The sequence below is a fragment of the Leptospira sp. B5-022 genome (assembly GCF_000347035.1).
In the GTDB taxonomy this organism is placed as follows: domain Bacteria; phylum Spirochaetota; class Leptospiria; order Leptospirales; family Leptospiraceae; genus Leptospira_B; species Leptospira_B cinconiae.
This window is the reverse complement of record NZ_ANIJ01000022.1, coordinates 218,591-234,916: the sequence shown is the minus strand read 5'-3', so window position 1 is coordinate 234,916 and position 16,326 is coordinate 218,591. Positions and strand designations below refer to the sequence as shown.

Annotated in this window: 15 protein-coding genes; 12 read left to right on the top strand and 3 right to left on the bottom strand. The window is 40.4% G+C overall.

Annotated features, from left to right (window positions below):
• Window positions 1-19: 19 nt before the first annotated feature.
• A complete protein-coding gene (gene queA, locus LEP1GSC192_RS11375) occupies window positions 20-1,075 on the bottom strand; it encodes a tRNA preQ1(34) S-adenosylmethionine ribosyltransferase-isomerase QueA (protein ID WP_020769968.1) in 1,056 nt (351 codons plus the stop codon).
• Between the two features lie 84 nt (window positions 1,076-1,159).
• Between queA and LEP1GSC192_RS11370 the strand changes: the two genes are divergently transcribed.
• From LEP1GSC192_RS11370 to LEP1GSC192_RS11330, 9 genes are all read left to right on the top strand, one after another.
• Window positions 1,160-2,470 (top strand): glycosyltransferase family 87 protein, encoded by a 1,311-nt coding sequence (locus LEP1GSC192_RS11370; RefSeq protein ID WP_020770018.1) that lies wholly within the window; start codon window positions 1,160-1,162, stop codon window positions 2,468-2,470.
• Between the two features lie 15 nt (window positions 2,471-2,485).
• Window positions 2,486-3,613 (top strand): glycosyltransferase family 1 protein, encoded by a 1,128-nt coding sequence (locus LEP1GSC192_RS11365; protein ID WP_020770017.1) that lies wholly within the window; start codon window positions 2,486-2,488, stop codon window positions 3,611-3,613.
• An 11-nt stretch (window positions 3,614-3,624) separates the two neighbouring features.
• Entirely contained in the window at window positions 3,625-4,230 is a 606-nt protein-coding gene (locus LEP1GSC192_RS11360; RefSeq protein WP_020769954.1) for a hypothetical protein, read from the top strand.
• On the top strand, window positions 4,230-5,615 hold the full coding sequence (locus tag LEP1GSC192_RS11355) for a hypothetical protein (RefSeq protein ID WP_020770107.1): 1,386 nt from the start codon (window positions 4,230-4,232) through the stop codon (window positions 5,613-5,615). The genes LEP1GSC192_RS11360 and LEP1GSC192_RS11355 overlap by 1 nt, the downstream gene beginning before the upstream one ends.
• Window positions 5,616-5,678: 63 nt before the next feature.
• The gene (locus tag LEP1GSC192_RS11350) at window positions 5,679-7,187 is read left to right on the top strand and encodes an MBOAT family protein (RefSeq protein ID WP_020770144.1); all 1,509 of its coding nucleotides are present in this window, start codon (window positions 5,679-5,681) and stop codon (window positions 7,185-7,187) included.
• A 7-nt stretch (window positions 7,188-7,194) separates the two neighbouring features.
• Window positions 7,195-8,355, top strand: a complete 1,161-nt coding sequence (locus LEP1GSC192_RS11345; RefSeq protein ID WP_036089883.1) for a hypothetical protein — start codon at window positions 7,195-7,197, stop codon at window positions 8,353-8,355.
• A gap of 2 nt (window positions 8,356-8,357) precedes the next feature.
• Window positions 8,358-9,755, top strand: a complete 1,398-nt coding sequence (locus tag LEP1GSC192_RS11340) for an MBOAT family protein (RefSeq protein ID WP_020770148.1) — start codon at window positions 8,358-8,360, stop codon at window positions 9,753-9,755.
• Window positions 9,756-9,758: 3 nt separating this feature from the next.
• Window positions 9,759-10,829, top strand: coding sequence for a DUF1574 family protein (locus tag LEP1GSC192_RS11335; protein ID WP_020770122.1), 1,071 nt, complete (start codon window positions 9,759-9,761; stop codon window positions 10,827-10,829).
• Complete coding sequence (locus LEP1GSC192_RS11330) at window positions 10,826-11,158, top strand: nucleotide pyrophosphohydrolase (RefSeq protein WP_020769944.1); 333 nt, start codon at window positions 10,826-10,828, stop codon at window positions 11,156-11,158. Before LEP1GSC192_RS11335 ends, LEP1GSC192_RS11330 begins: the two co-directional genes overlap by 4 nt.
• Here the strand turns inward: LEP1GSC192_RS11330 and LEP1GSC192_RS11325 are convergent.
• Both LEP1GSC192_RS11325 and LEP1GSC192_RS11320 read right to left on the bottom strand, forming a co-directional pair.
• Window positions 11,155-11,559 carry a biopolymer transporter ExbD gene (locus LEP1GSC192_RS11325; RefSeq protein ID WP_020770023.1) on the bottom strand — a complete coding sequence of 135 codons (405 nt, stop codon included), beginning with the start codon at window positions 11,557-11,559 and terminating at the stop codon, window positions 11,155-11,157. The genes LEP1GSC192_RS11330 and LEP1GSC192_RS11325 overlap by 4 nt on opposite strands.
• Before the next feature lie 6 nt (window positions 11,560-11,565).
• On the bottom strand, window positions 11,566-12,042 hold the full coding sequence (locus LEP1GSC192_RS11320) for a MotA/TolQ/ExbB proton channel family protein (protein WP_020770149.1): 477 nt from the start codon (window positions 12,040-12,042) through the stop codon (window positions 11,566-11,568).
• Between the two features lie 96 nt (window positions 12,043-12,138).
• Here LEP1GSC192_RS11320 and LEP1GSC192_RS11315 point away from each other — a divergent pair, with 96 nt between their 5' ends.
• From LEP1GSC192_RS11315 to LEP1GSC192_RS11305, 3 genes are all read left to right on the top strand, one after another.
• Window positions 12,139-12,885, top strand: coding sequence for a ubiquinone/menaquinone biosynthesis methyltransferase (locus LEP1GSC192_RS11315; protein WP_081603593.1), 747 nt, complete (start codon window positions 12,139-12,141; stop codon window positions 12,883-12,885).
• Between the two features lie 59 nt (window positions 12,886-12,944).
• Complete coding sequence (locus LEP1GSC192_RS11310) at window positions 12,945-14,834, top strand: LruC domain-containing protein (protein ID WP_020770042.1); 1,890 nt, start codon at window positions 12,945-12,947, stop codon at window positions 14,832-14,834.
• Window positions 14,835-14,916: 82 nt separating this feature from the next.
• Window positions 14,917-16,269, top strand: a complete 1,353-nt coding sequence (locus LEP1GSC192_RS11305) for a PrsW family glutamic-type intramembrane protease (protein ID WP_020770176.1) — start codon at window positions 14,917-14,919, stop codon at window positions 16,267-16,269.
• Window positions 16,270-16,326 lie beyond the last annotated feature (57 nt).

The window sequence follows — 16,326 nt, the reverse complement described above, 5'->3', positions numbered from 1 at the left end:
TCAATTAAATAAGTTGGGGTTATTTCTTTTCAGGGTCCAAAATCAGCATGGAATCTCCGTAGGAAAAAAAACGGAAATTTTGCTCTATGGCGTATTTATAAGCTTTGAGTATTTTTTCTTTTTCTGAAAATGCGCTAACTAATAAAAGTAAACTGCTCTGCGGAAGGTGAAAATTCGTAATCAAACCTTCGCAACTTAGGATAGAATCTTCGGGCTGCAAAAATAACCTCGTTTTTCCTTCTCCTGGTTTGAATGTTTTGGTGTTTGTATCATAAGCGGATTCCAATGCCCTGAGTGTAGTTGTGCCTACGGAAATAATTCTCCTACCGTTTTTTTTGGCTAAGTTGAGAAGTTCCGCTGTTTCCAAAGGAAGGTCGAATTCTTCCTCATGTAATTTTTTATTCGCGAAATGATCTTCGTTCAAGGATTGGAATGTGCCATAACCCACTTTCAAATCTAATTTTAAGAATTCTATGTTTCTGTTTTTCAGTTCCACCAATATTTCCTGAGTAAAATGTAAACCAGCCGTAGGAGCCGCAACTGAACCCAGATTTTTAGAATATACGGTTTGGTAACGAACATCGTCTTCCGAAGTGCTTTCCCTTTTGAAATAGGGCGGGATGGGAGTGCGGCCTATCAGTTCGAATGAGTTCTCATCTAGCTCTGTTTCGGACCGGAGGATGGTAAATTCTTCTTCTCTTTTTATTACGGAAAAAAGGAATTTCCCGCTTACCTCGTCGGAGACGATATCTCCTAACTTCAATTTTTTAGAATTTCGAGTAAGAGTTTTCCAAACCCCGGGCTCGGTTTCAGAAAGAAACATTGCCTCATGTTTTCTTCCCGTTTTAGTAACGAGGAATACTCTTCGTTTGGAAACTCTGGTTGCATTTGCGACAAGCACATCCCCTTCTCGGAGATAATCGAGTATCCTTGAAAATTCCGTTTCTTCTTGTAAAAAATCCTGGGTCCTACCTAAAACAAGCAGCCTACTTTTATCTCTTTTAGCCGCCGGAAATTTTGCAATCTGGTCTTCGGGAAGTTCGAAATCAAAATCGGACAGATCTTGGAATTCCATTCTTCCAATGAATCCGATCCGAAGAATTCGGGAATCGATTTTTAATTTCTTGGCTTTTTCGGGCGGACAGAAAAGAGTACCTGAATGCGGATCGACCTGAAAAAGTCCGGCCCTCTTTTAGTATTCATTCTATTCTTAGCTTTTCTTTATGCAAACGGGTTCAGCCGCACGGAACTTTCTTCCGATTTTTCGGACTATTACGAAGCCTCTCGCAATTTCAAACAAGGCAAGGACCTATATAGTTTGGACGCTTTATCCGAAGTGGTCCAAGAATTCGAAAGCGGCAAATTAAAACTAGATCAGATATTCGATCCGGAAGTATTCTTTAGGATCAAAGCAAAAGTGGAAAATGTAGGTTCTTATATTTATCCGCCAACCTTTGCGTTCTTGCTTATCCCGATTTCCGGTCTTCCATTCCATATTGCATCCGGGATCTTTTTTACGATCAATTTTATAGCGTTAATTGTAAGCTTATTATTGATCGGGAAACTTTTAGGAAGAGAAAAATCCTTCTTATTCTTATCAGCAGTTTTACTTTTATCCTTACGATTTGTAGAGAATCACCAAAACAATAACCAAGTTGGGTTCTTGCTCTTATTACTGATCTTGGTTTCTGTTTCCGTCCAAAAGGATTGGCTATCCGGACTTGTTTTGTCTCTTGCGATCGTGATCAAGATCACACCTGCAGCTTTCTTATTTTATTTCTTATACAAAAAAAGACCGATGGTAATCGTTTATACGATCGTATTCGCTTTTGGTTGGATTGCACTCCCTGCTTTGTATGACCTTGAGTTCACTTGGAAAATGAACCAAACCTGGTATGATCTGGTTTTAGATAAGTATCTTAAGTCTCCCGCATTGAGAGCTTGGAAGAATAACCAAAGTTTGAATTCTACCCTATCCAAATACTTTTTAGCATATTCTGATTTATTAAATCAGGGAAGATTCGGAATGCCGTTTACTACTTTGACAGTAAATCAAGTAAAGATCATTTCCGGCATTTTAAGTTTAGGGATTGCAGGCCCTTATTTGTATAGAGTATTTAAAGGCGCCTCGGAAGGATTTGTATTATCCGGATTATTCTTCTTTTCGGTAATTTTTAGCGGGATCTCTTGGATCCATGCATTCGTATTCTTATTATTCCCGACTGCATTCATTCTTTCTAAACTTTGGCCGGAGCAAGGAGAACCACTTTTAGTCTGGGAAAAATGGAAAACAAATCTAATAAAATATAGATCCGCTACGATCTTTATCTCCGTTTCCATCTTAGTGCTACTTTTAAACAGAAGTTTTATAGGAAACATTGCGGAAGAAGCGATACTCATGTTCTCCTTTTTATTATATACTTCCTTAATACAGTACATGTGCACTTTCTATTCGGATAGAACCGCTTGATCTTTTTGTAAACCGATGCTAAAAAAGGAAAATTTAAAATATAAACCGAGGGTTGCGGTAGATGCAAGACCCTTGTCTTATGGAATAACAGGAAATTCGAGATACCTTGCGGAAGTTTTACAAAGGTTATTACGTCCTGATTCTCCTTTAGAATATTATTTGTATTCAAATAAACCTATTCATCCCGTTTTTAATCATCTAATCGGTTTGACTCCTACTTTTATTCCAAGTAAACTTCCGGGAGTTTTATGGCTGAATTTTACGATACCTTCTCTGGTGAAAAAGCATAGGATAGATCTGTTTTGGGGGACCTTACAGTTACTTCCTGCATTCGGACTAAAAGTCCCTACCTTGGTAAATTATCATGATCTAAATTTCAAGTCCGCTCCGGAAACAATGACCACTGCGAATTATTGGCAACATAAGATCTTGTCTCCGATCACTTTAAAAAAAGCGGATAAGGTCCTTTGCCTTTCACAAAATACCAAAAATGATATTCTGAACTTTTTACCCGAGTTGGAGCCAAAATTAGAAGTAGTCTATCCGGGAGTTCAAGGTTTCGGATCTGTGACCGCTCCCGAAAAAGTTCTGCCAAAAAATTTTTTATTCTCCGTAGGTACTTTAGAACCCAGGAAAAATTTAAGCACTCTTGTAGAAGCTTATCTTTCCTTAAAAAAGGAAGAACCGAATTTTCCTTATCCGTTAGTTCTTGCCGGTAGACTCGGCTGGAAATCGGAGGGGCTTACCTCTCTTTTAAAAGAAGGCGGCTTAGAGAAGGAAGGGATCTATTTTATAGAGAACCCGAACGATTCTAAACTAGGTTGGCTTTATAAAAATTGTTCTTATTTTATCTTCCCTTCTTTGCATGAAGGTTTTGGGCTGCCTTTGCTGGAAGCGATCCGAGAAAACAAACCCTGTATTGTTTCGGATATTCCGGTATTCCACGAGGTTCTAGACGAGCTTACGGACTCTTTCGTCTCTCCTAAGAATTTAGAGGCTTGGAAAAACGCACTTTCCTTGGCCGGTAAAAAAGGGATCTATGGCAGAAAGCCGAGTAAAAACGATTGGTCTTGGGATTCCACCGCAAAGCTAGTCGAAAATTCTCTCGTAGAACTTTGGAAATCAAGAAAGAAAAACTCCTAGGCCCTCAAAGTATGAACAAATCCGATACATCCAAATCCGCATGGTGGAATTGGGAAAGCTCCGAACCGGAAATTAGATCCAGTAAGATCAAAAAAAGTAAATTAAAGATCAATTATATACCTCCATTCTTTGCGATCTTAGTTTACGGAGTATTGTTATTCTATTTATTTCCTTTTTGGACATTAGTTTCCACATGGATCTTTAAATTTGTGGAATTACTACAGATCACCAAGGTACTAAAACTTTCTCTTTTAACCGACAAAAGATTATACGACTATTCTGCACTTTTTGTGATCTCTTATATCGCATTCGCTTTCTTTTTGGATCTGATCCGGTTTTTGCGAAAGAACCTATTTCAAGTTTTTGTAACGGAAGATAATAGGCTTGCAGTTACCAAATGGGGACTTTTAGGGAAGGAAATCATTCGTTGGAATCCGGATCAAACCGGTTTACAGATCCATCATAAATCGGGATGGTTCCGTTCCCTTTTAGGTTTGGAAAAATTATCTTTTAGGATCCATCTTTCCGAAACTGAAAATTCAGTACTCGCGGAATCTCCTTATTTTTTTTCTAAAAGTAATCGTGAGTTCTTATCTTCCGTGTTCAGATCCGTTTAATGCTCAAACGTTCCTTGGAAAGTCTAGAATTCCTTAAAAAAGGAGAAAATATATTCCGTTCTCCTTCCCTTTGGGTGGGCTTTCTATTCCTAATTTGTTTTACCGGGATCTTATTCTTATTCGATCTGAGATTTTTATCCAGACATTACGATTGGGACTCCATCGTTTACACTCATAATATAGTAACCAATAAATACTGGAAGGTATTTTTCAATCCGCATCATATAGGTTTCGAAAGTACAGGATTATTGTACTTAAAATTTTGGTATTGGTTTCATGGGGCTGACTCCGCAATGTTCGGACTCAGGCTTAGAGTGTTGGCGGTCGCATCCTTCTTCATTTTTATACTCATGCTGTCCTACTGGAGATTGTACAAGGACATGATTGGTGCGGTTCTTTTGGGACTGGCAGTCCATTGTTCCCAAGGATTTTGGTTTTATGCCCAGCACAACGACACTCCACTCATCCATTCCTGTTTTACCGCCGCCTTATTTTTACTCTGTGTTTGGAATTCCAAGAACGGTTGGTCTCCGGGAAAATTATACATAGCAGGTTTTTTGCAGGTTTGGAATGTCTATTATCACCAATCGGATACGATTTTTCTGACGTTCGTACCTGTTTCGGTCCTTCTTGCGGATAAATGGAGAGGAAGAAGTTTCGAATATTCTTATAAACTCAAACTCATCTTCGTATACTTATTCTCAGTAGTGACTATCCTAACACTTTCTTATTTGTATGTGGGATTTATTCTTTTAGAAAGGAATTTATCTGCTCCGATCGAAAGTGAGAAAAATTTTGCCAACTGGCTATTTTTATACGCTTCCCAAGAAAGGTGGGGAGCTGCACCAGGACCGAAAAATTATATCATAAATTTTTATAGAGGGATTGGAGACGCCTTTTTAAATTTTGAAGGTGTCAAGAACGGACTTAGGGTAAATACAAACGAACTGACCTCTCTCAAAAGTTTTCCTTATAATTTGAATCTAACGTTTTGGGTCGGGATCCTATTTTTGGCGTTCTTGAATTGGATCCGCCTCTGGAAGTCCTTCAAAACGGAACTCATTCTTTTATTCTTTTGGCTTATTCCTTCCTTCGTATTTTACACTTGGTGGGAAGGTTATTTTTTCGAGTTCTGGGTCTCTTCCGTAATAGGACTTTTGATCTTTGCGGCTTTAGTACTTCGTTCTTTGGAATTCGACAATTTGAGATTTGGAATACGCTCCATCTCTCATATTATTTTTTTCTCTTATGTGAGCTTACTTTTTTTGGTGAATTTCACTTATTCCACTCTTCCTAGATCCGAAAAGTCGCACAAAAGTTTTATAGAAGGGATCGAAGATAAGTATGAGGATATCACTCCGGAGCCAGTATATCGGAACGAGTAAATAAGTGCTTGTGGGTTTCTCTCAGTCCAAAAAACTGCACAGGAGTCGAGGACAAACGAACGAATGCTGTTCAATTCAGCCCATTTTCTCGTATTTTTGCCGATCGTTTTGATCTTAGCAAAGATCCTAAAAGGTACATACCAACGGGTTTTCCTTCTTCTTGCCAGTCTCTACTTCTATAACGCTTGGCATCCTGCTACGATAGTTTGTGACGATATCAGGACCTCTTCTTGGTACGAGAACTGGATCGATCTATCCTTCTGTAATTATAATATCAACTTATATATCATAATCTTGATCGTTTCCATGGTCGTCGACTATGCTGCGGGAAGATTGATGAGTAAAGCGGAAGTCTCTGAAAAGTTCAGAAGACTCTGCTTGATCGTATCTCTCGTCACAAATCTTGGGATCTTAGCTTATTTCAAATACACAAATTTCCTTTTGGAAGTTTTTGCCGACTTAATCAATCAGATCTCCACAGGTGAGCCTCTCAAGATAGAACATCTAAAGATCATTTTGCCTGTCGGTATTTCTTTTTATACGTTCCAGTCTATGAGTTATACCATAGACGTATTCCGAAGGAATCTGGACGCTCGTAAGTCCTTCTTGGATTTTGCTTTGTACGTATCCTTCTTCCCTCAATTGGTGGCAGGACCGATCGTTCGTGCTCACACATTTTTTAGGGATTTGGACGATACTCCAAAAGTCACTGCAGATGATGTGCAGATCGCTTTTGCTCAGATCCTAATGGGATTTACCAGAAAGATCGTATTCGCGGATAATCTGGCTAAGGTAGTAGACTTTACATTCAATAATTATAAAATTCTAAATCCCGCCGAGATCTGGGTCGGAGCTTTGGCTTTCGGATGGCAGATCTATTTCGACTTTGCGGGATATACCGATATCGCGATCGGAACCGCAAGACTTTTCGGATACAAATTCGATCCGAACTTCAACTTTCCGATGGTGGCAAGGAATATCGCGGATCATTGGTCTCGTTGGCATATCTCCTTCTCCACTTGGATCCGGGATTATATTTATATACCTCTCGGCGGTTCCAGAGTAGGAGTTTTAAAAGGGTACAGAAACCTTTTTATCACTTGGTTATTCGCAGGTATTTGGCATGGGGCTGCTTATCATTTTGTCGGGTGGGGACTCTGGCAGGGGATTATGCTCGGAATTCATAGAGAATATTCCAAAACCAAGCTTGCCTCTTGGTTAAACGAAAGAGGCGGCATAAGTTACGATATCGGAGCTCGAGTTTTCACCATGTTTTGTCTTTCTTTCGGATTCATTATGTTCCGTGCCAAAACAATGAAAGCCGCCTGGGCAATGATGAAATCGCTGGTCTTCGCAGTACCCGGCGGGATCTATTCCGTTAAAACTTTTGTAAATTACGATTACGGAATATTACTTGTGATCTGTTTCATTCTTTCCTATTATTTCTCCCGAAACCCGATAGAAACGATCGTGGAAAATAAGAAAAAGTTCGGAGTATTCGTCACTGCGAATCTATTTATCATTCTGTTCTTCGGAGCAGGAGGTCAAAACTTCCTGTATTTCGATTTCTGAGGTGAAAGTGAATCCGTATATCAGTTTGATCCGTCAGAGAAGTTTTTGGATACCGATCCTCGTATTGGCCTTATTCGATTTATGCCTACAAACGGGAGTTTATAGACCTTATTTAAAAAAGGGATCCTTCGCAGCAAACGTTATCCGAAACACCGATTACGTCTTGGAGAAGAAGGCCGAGTTCGAACCTACGATCCTTCTTCTTGGAACCTCGGTCGCTCACCAGGGGCTTTCTCTTAAAACTTTAAACGAGTCCTTGGAACCTTACGGGGAGAAGATCCAATCCATAGCAATGGAAGGGACCGAACTTGTAGTACAAGATGCACTTGTGCGGAACCTTCTTCCAAAATTCCCTAAAGTACATACCGTCTTACATATTCTGGAAATCTCCACGCCGTGGGTAGACCAAGAAGACCTACAAATCCACACTCTTGCTATGCTTGGAGAGTTGGATAGAAGAATGGCTTTTCCTTTAATCTACGAATTCAATTATAATGTGCGTTATGACGATCTTGGATTTTTGGCGTTCAAAAGTATCGCATACAGAAGGGATATCAGGGATTTTATCTTAGATCCTTCCAAACGTTTGAAAGATATCAGCAGAAGGAAAAAAGAAGCAAAGCTTACTCCTTGGCCGCATGAGAATACGAATCTTCCGAGTATCAGTATGTTCCCGGAAGTAAAAGATATCAAATCTTGTTTGAAAATCACAAATCCTGGGAACGGGATCGCTGCTCCTGTGGGTTCGGACCAATTCCATAAGAAAGCGATCTGGGACACCTGCGGATTAGGAGAAAAAACTCCTATCAAAGTAGAAAGGACCAAACAGGTGAACAACTACTTCCATAGATTAAAGATCCTGCATAATGATATTCGCCAAGTCGGCCTCGAAAATGGACAAAAGATCAAGATCATAGGAGTGATCGCACCGTATAGTGAGATCATTAAGAATTGGAGAAGTCCGGACAGGAATAAGATCTGGGAAGAAGAGATCCGAAAGATTGATCCGACTACCCCGCTACTCGATTATCAAGCGAGCCTAGATGGAGCAAATAACGGGGATTATTATTACGATCTGATCCATTTGAATAAGGCAGGAATGGAAAAATTCTCCGCGATATTTTCCGCCGACTTACCCTCTATCCTTGGGTTGAACCGGAAAAAATAAAAATGATCTTTACCTCCACTTTATTTTTCGTATTCTTTCTGATCGTTTATGTTCTATACTGGTCTTGGGAAAGTCGCAAGTACAGAGAATGGGTATTGCTCATTGCATCCTTAACATTTTACGCGTCTTGGAATCCCCCTTTCCTTTTGCATCTCATGGGGATCGTATTTGTAAATTATCTTTTCTTAAAGCCGATCGCAAAGACAAAAAGTAAAAAATTGCTCACGATTATCGTATTGATCGACTTGATCAACTTAGGAATATTCAAATATTTTTATTTCGTTTCTGACAATCTATTCTACGTAACGAATTTATCCCTATTTAATACGAGTACATTCTCTTTTAGGATCATTCTTCCTTTAGCCATCAGCTTTTATACATTTCAAGTCATGGCTTTCATGATAGATGTCTATCGTGGAAAGGTGGAAGAGCTTCCGAGTTTCTTCCATTTTACTTTGTTCTTGTTATTTTTCCCTCAGTTGGTCGCAGGACCTATCATGAGGGCGAAAGATTTTTTCCCGAGACTGGAACATTTAAGAATTCATAAGACCGCGATCTATATCGGGTTATTTTTGGTCGGACTCGGAGCATGCAAAAAGATCCTGATCGCCGACAATTTAGGAAGTTTGATCGATCCTGTATTTTTAAGACCGAAAGAATACGGAAGCGGATCTTTACTTTTGGCGGCTATCGGATTTACTTGGCAGGTATATTCCGACTTCTCCGGATATACGGACGTAGCTAGAGGTTGCGCTTTATTATTCGGATTTAATATACCGAGGAACTTCAACGCTCCATTTTTCAGCAAAAACATCCATGAACTTTGGAGAAAATGGCATATCACCCTGGGCACTTGGCTTAAGGATTATATTTATATTCCTTTGGGTGGAAGCAGGATCTCCGAGTTCAGGACCAATATCAACCAAACGATCACATTCGCTTTGGGGGGTTTATGGCATGGAGCAAACTGGACATTTTTAGCCTGGGGACTTTCTCACGGATTCTTTCTGTTTGTGGAAAGGTTCATGGAAAGAAAGGGTTTGAGGGTCCTGCCTGAAACCGGGAAATTTTTCCAAGGGGTTCGGATCCTTTGGACATATCTATTATTTACACTTGCGGCGGTATTCTTCCGTTCTTTTAATATAGGGGATTGTTTTTACATTTTCAAAAGCTGGTTTCTTCATATCCGTCCTGAGCAGGCTAGTACTCTTTCTTTCAATTTAGTAATTCCTTATATTATCGGAGGAATCATTTTCCATGCTGCGGAAGCTCCGGCACATTATCCTCTTTGGTTCCAAAGAAACAGGGCCAAACTTTTACTTGCTTTTCTGTTGATCGGAGCTTTGATCTTCGGAAATTACGCGGGCAAGGGACAAGATTTTATCTACTTCGCGTTTTAGATTATGAAAAAAATTCCTTTGTTACAGCGCAAAATTCTTTGGATCCCTCTCGGGATTGCCGCCTTACTCATCGTATGGGATCGACTTCTTTCTTCCGAGAAGATCAGGCCTTATACGGAAACAGGAGCTGAATATTATTTTTATAATATGAAAGACAAGGTCCTTTCTACTATGAAAAAAGAGACGGATTCAAAAACGGAAGACCAAAAAGTGCTCACGTTCTTTGGAACTTCTCACATGGGAGAATTTTCCTTAGTAGAATTTGCAAAGGAAAGCCCGGGCCTGATCGTATACAATCTTTCAGGGCCTTCCGCTCCTTATTCTTTCCATAATTTCACTTTGGAAAAACTTCTTAAGAAAGAAATTCCCTTAGATTACGCCATTTTGGAATATTATCCCGATTCTGGGACCGATTTCGCGAACAGATATCCATTACGTTATTCTTATGATTTCCCATTTTTCTTAAAATACTGGGATATATTCTCCACAAATGAATGGGATAGTTTTCTAAAAGCGAGAGTATTCAGGACTTCCGTATTTCCTCCCAGGTTTAAGGAAGCATTTTCCAGGATCAAAAATCCGTGGGAAGTCCAACAACTTATGTATGTTCGGGATATTCTTATCAACGAATCAGACAAGTTCAAGGGAGGAATTCCGAACGGACTCTTGGCGAATACTCCGGAAGATAAATTAGGTTCGGAATCCGAGAGGATTTTTAACGAGTCATATAAAAATTTCAAAAGTTCCAAGGTCCAAGAATACTTTCTTAGGAATTTTTTAAAAACCGCAAGAGAGAATCATATTAAAGTAGTCTTATGGACTCCTTTATTATATTCCACTTTTTCCGAAAAGGTAAGATCCGCTCCATTCTTCCAAGAATGGATCCGCTTACGAAATAAACTAGTACAAGAATATCCGGAAACCTTAGTATTGGATATGGAAGAATATCGTTCCCGAATGAAATGCCAAAAGTTTATAGATCCTCATCATCTCAGCGGCGGATGTTATGCGGAACCTACTAGATTTCTGGTCGAATTTTTACAGGAAAAGGGAAATCTTCCCAAAACAAGATGAACTTCGACGAAGCCCAAAAGACGGTAGATGATTGGATCAAGACCATCGGAGTAAAATATTTTTCGGAACTTACGAACCTTGCCATTTTAATGGAAGAAGTGGGAGAATTCTCCCGTTTGGTCGCAAGAAAATACGGAGACCAATCATTCAAAAAAGGAGAAGATCCGGAGGGATTAGCTAAGGAATTAGGAGATATCCTTTTTGTTCTAACGTGTTTAGCCAACCAAATGGGGATTTCATTGGAGGAAGCTTTTAAGGCTACTTTGGAAAAGAACACGACTCGTGACAAGGATCGTCACAAGAACAATCCTAAGTTAAAGGATCTTTAATATTCTTTTTGTCCTTGGACAGCCAACTCCAGGGAAGAAGCTCCGGATCTGCTTAACAAATCCAATACTTTCACGATTTCTTCGTAATTGGCAGTTTTATCCGCGAAAAATCGGACTTCTTTTTCTTTAACAAGCCCCTGTTTTAGTTTTTCTTCCAAAACGGATTTTTGGACCTTTTCCTCTCCTATTCTATAAGAACCGTCAGTCAAAAGTGCGAATTCGACTCTTTCTCCTTTCGGATCTTCTCCCTGCCCTACTTTAGGAAGTTCTAATGGAATGGACCGGATCTCCTTTCGGAAACTGACCGCCAACATTACGAAGACAAGAAGTATAAATACTACGTCTATAAAACTGGTCAGATCAATTCCAGGATCTTCTTCTTTTAAGATCGACTTTCGCATTTTTTCCTACCTAGGAGGGATCTTTAACCAGGACAATGCTTCTCTTTCCAAGTCCAATAATCTATGTTTTAAGAATTGGAAACCGAATAAGGAAGGGATCGCGACGAATAATCCGAGGATCGTGGTTACAAGTGCGAGCTTAATCCCACCTGCAAACGCATCTAAACTAACCGTTCCCGCCGCCTGTAGGGAAGAGAAAGCCTCGGAGATCCCGAGCACGGTCCCTAAAAGTCCGAGCATAGTTGAGATCCCGGCCAAATGTTTCATCCAGGAAAGTTTAGTTTCTATGGGAAATAATACTTCCGAAAGTTTTTCCTCCCAGATGGAAGGATTGTTTTCGGTTAAGAAGTTTTGTTTTAAGGACTCTTTTCTTTTCGGAAGAATACTCCATACATGGATAAACGTTCCGAGATTCCAAACGGAAAGAAGAATGATCAGCCCCGAAACCCAATCCAATCTTTGTAGAAAGCTTAGGTCTTTCATCGTTTCTCCAAAATACGGGGCCTTATCCTTTCTGTCATCCGAACAAAAATCCAAATCCCTCTTGCACCCTATAGATCCGTCAAAATCCTAAGGGAAATGGCCTCTTTTCAAATGCCTTCTTCAGATACGAAGGCCGATTTCGTTCGAGTAAATTTCAATCGGATCGCTTCCAAATACGATCGTTTCAACGATTGTAGTAGCTTGTTCTTACACAGATCTTGGAAGAATAGACTGGTCAAAGAGATCGAAACGGAAACCAAGGGGCCTATCCGAGTTTTAGATCTTTGTTGCGGAACAGGTGATATCTCCATCCGTCTGGAAAAGTCCAAACGAGTGGAATCTTTACTAAGCCTGGACTTCTCCGAAAACATGTTAGAAGTCGCAAAAACAAGATTAGAAAAACCGATTACCCAAGGTAGAGCCAAAGTAGAATGGGGAGATGCCACCAATCTTTCCCAGGTTAAGAATGAAAGCTTGGATGCTGTCAGCATCGGATTCGGTCTCCGAAATGTGAACGATCTAGACAAAGCCTTGTCGGAAATTTACAGAGTGCTCAAACCCGGCGGAGTATTCGCAAATCTCGACGTAGGAAAAGTCGAAAATCCCTTTGTAAAAGCGTTCGCAGATTTTTATTTTTTCAGGATCGTTCCCCTTTTCGGTTATATACTCTGGGGAGGCAAAAATGAAATGTTCGATTATTTACCGGTTTCTTCTCTTTATTATCCGGACCAAAAAAGTTTAAAATCCAAATTGGAAAAAACAGGTTTCGAAAAGGTTCGATACACTAATTTTGTTTTCGGGAATAGTGTTCTTCATATAGGAAAAAAACCTAATAGACCGTAGTACCAACCCTTTTCACCCCGTCTCCTTAATGTAAAGAGATTAGAGTGGGGAGACCCTTCATGAAAAAGTTCCTAGCCCTGGCAATGATTGCCGGGTTCGTTTTTAATTGTGGCAATAAAAAGAACGGCCTTTTACTTCCGTTTTTCTTCTTAGGAAGCCAACATACCGCAACCGGAGGAGTTCCCGGAAATAGCGGAAGCCCTGGAGTAGTATTTGTTCCTGGAGACGGTTCCGGTAATCCTGTAACCCCCCCACCTGAGGATAGTACGAATAATAGTGGAGGATCTACCACTACCCCATCGGATTCCAATTCCGGAAATAGCGATTCGAATAGCGGCTCCAGCGGTTCTTCCGATCAGACTTCTTCCAATTCGAATACTTCGGACACTTCCAATACATCCGGATCTTCTTCCGGAAATTCAGGAAGTCCGAATGATTCCAATTCCGGGTCTAATTCTTCTTCCGATACCGCAAGTAATAATACCAGTTCTTCCAATGGAAACAGTAGCACCGGATCTTCCGATTCAGGCTCCGGTTCTTCTTCTAACTCCGGATCAGGAGAAAATACCGATTCAACTGCATCGAATGGATCTTCCGATAACTCGAACACCGGCTCTAATTCAGGAAGCGGTTCGAATACCGGATCAGGAGATTCTTCAGGAACTCCTACAGTGGCTATCATTGTGGTAGAAGATCCGAAAGGAGAACCGAGTTTTAACTACAATACAACGATCAATATTCCTTTGAACCTTACTGTATTAGATAAAAAATCTAACGTGGTTCCCGGAGCGACGGTTCTAGTATATGATGAAAATAATAATATACTATTCCAAGGCGTCTCCGATTCTTCCGGTAAAGTAACCGGAACATTGACCGTTCCGACTTCCGTCGGAAATATCACTATTGATATCTCGATCGGCGGAGAATCAATTACTCAATATATCAGCCTGGAATCGGTTCTTGGGATCAATAGGACCATTCGATACGAGATCAATCTTCCAGCAACCCAAGTTGCCGATACTGACGGTGACGGAGTACCTGACGATACGGATATCTATCCAAATGACGCGACTCGTTCCACCGAAGTTGCCTATCCGGCAGAGGGAGTATTCACGGTTGCTTACGAGGACCTATATCCTTCCGCAGGTGATGCCGACTTAAACGATTACGTGATCCAATTCAAGAATGAAGAAGATCTGAACTCTTCCGGAAAGATAGTAAGACTCAGAGGAACTTACCAACACGTTGCAAAAGGTGCAGGTTATAGACACCAATTGTTCATCAAGTTGCCTGTGGATGTAGGCGCTTCTATCACTTATAAACTGACCCAAGCGGACGGAAAGGTAGAAGTAGCCCCAAACACCGTGAGCGTAACCGCTGCAAATTTGAAATCAGGTTACCAGATCTTTGATGACTCGAACAAGACAATTAGAGGTCAGAACGTTCACCCTGGGGATGTATTCAAACCAGGTTTTATCGCAACAGTGGAGATCGTATTCAACGCTCCTGTTGAAAGAGCCAAACTGGGATCCTTCCCGTACGACTTGTATGCGTATGTTCTCAATACAAAACAAGAGATCCATTTCCCTGGATTGTATAAGAACAATAACGGAACTGACAAATATCTGGACAGCACAGGATTCCCTTGGGCAATTTTGGTCCCAGGCGCTTGGAAATATCCTTATGAAAAATATGATATCAGAAAGGCTTCCGAGTCCGGATATTCTGAGTTCAATCTTTGGGTGTCTTCCGGCGGAAAAGAATATAAAACTTGGTATTTCGATGTGACCAACGAATCCAAAGTATTCCCTGTCCCAAGTGATAGCAGCCTACTCGGTTATCTGTTCCTCTCCGTGAAAAAATTCGCGATCTTCTATGCAATGGGACTAGTCATCGCAGGCGGAATTGCGGTTTATTTCCTGAGAAAAAAACAAACTTTAACCGCATAGAACAAGAACCCCCGCTTACAAAAGTTGCGGATTAAAAGGCGTCGCTTAAAATTGTCAGGCGACGCCTTTTTTATTAAAGCGAATGGAAAACTGGATCTTTTTAGGCAAACCGATCTCTGCAATCCTTGCAGCTTGGTTTTATTGGGATTTTTACCGTAAAACCTATTATTCAGGACAAGGAAACACATTCACAACATTTGCATTCTTTTACGGAATGATCGCAACCGGGATCGCTCTTGCCTGGGAAGTAGGAGTATTCGACTTATTCGAAAATTATTCCGCATTCTCCAAGGCAATGCTCGTAGGAGCAATTCCGGAAGAAACTTCCAAAGCAATTCTGATCTTTCTATTCTTAAAACAGGTAAAAAATTCCTCCAACCTTGCGGACGGATTATATTTCGGTCTGACCTTAGGCGCTTCTTTCGGTTGTATAGAAAACGTATTTTATTCTTTTCGACTGGATTTTTGGCAAGGTTTACTTAGATCGGGAACTTCCTTGCCATTGCATACCTTTTCGGGAGGTATATTAGGATTTTTTATTTTAAAATTCCTGCAATCTAGAAAAGGAAATCTTTCCGGCCTGGATCTCATCTTCGCATTTTCCTTTTTGATAATACTTCACGGATTTTATAATTTTTTACTGATACAAGGAGGCCTCGGAACGGTATACATTCCGTTAATCCTGGGACTTTCTTTTTTGACCTTAGAATTACTTGTGGTCCAAGCGGAAGTAACTCTTCCATTCGAATTATTACAGGCGGAAAATCTGTTCGTGGACGATTACTCGATGATCCGCAAATTTTCCAGATACGATTCTTGGTTGAGAGCTGCCCAATCCAAAGAGAGTATAAAGGAAATTCCCTTATTAAGAGATCTTTCTACGATAAGATCGTTTATCTCCATAATCCTTTTCGGAGTTCCTATCTTTTGTCTGAATTTTTATCTATTCGTTCCGGAATGGATCCCATATTATCTGGCAAATATCAGTTCGTTAGAATTTATTACCCTTTTTATGGAATACCCTACTTGGCTCGGATTTTTGTTCCTACTCAGAGGTATGATCAACCCTTCTTTCTTTCGGGAAAGAATTTTGAAAATTCCACTTTTCCTTTCCGTAAACTTGGGACCACAAGGAGACGAAGAACCGAGTCTAGCGTATTCACTCTCCAGAAAGGGTTTTTATTCCCCGGTAATCCGAGAGCCAGAATTAGACAGAGAAACCACTGTTTCTTTCTATATAGCAGGGAAAAATTTCGAAAAGATACCGGTAGTCCCCGTCTGGAAAAACTTCAGGCCGGAAGACCCAAGTCATGAAAGCGGGGCCTTGTACAGATTCCCGAAGATCCCTTGGAGACTACTGGCCTGGAGATGGTTTATACGTATTAAACAACAATATAGAAATACGTTAGATGCATTTTCTAAAACGAGAACTTAATTAGAGATCGCGATGTTGGAATTCCAACATCGCAAATGTCACGACGGCCCCCGCCCG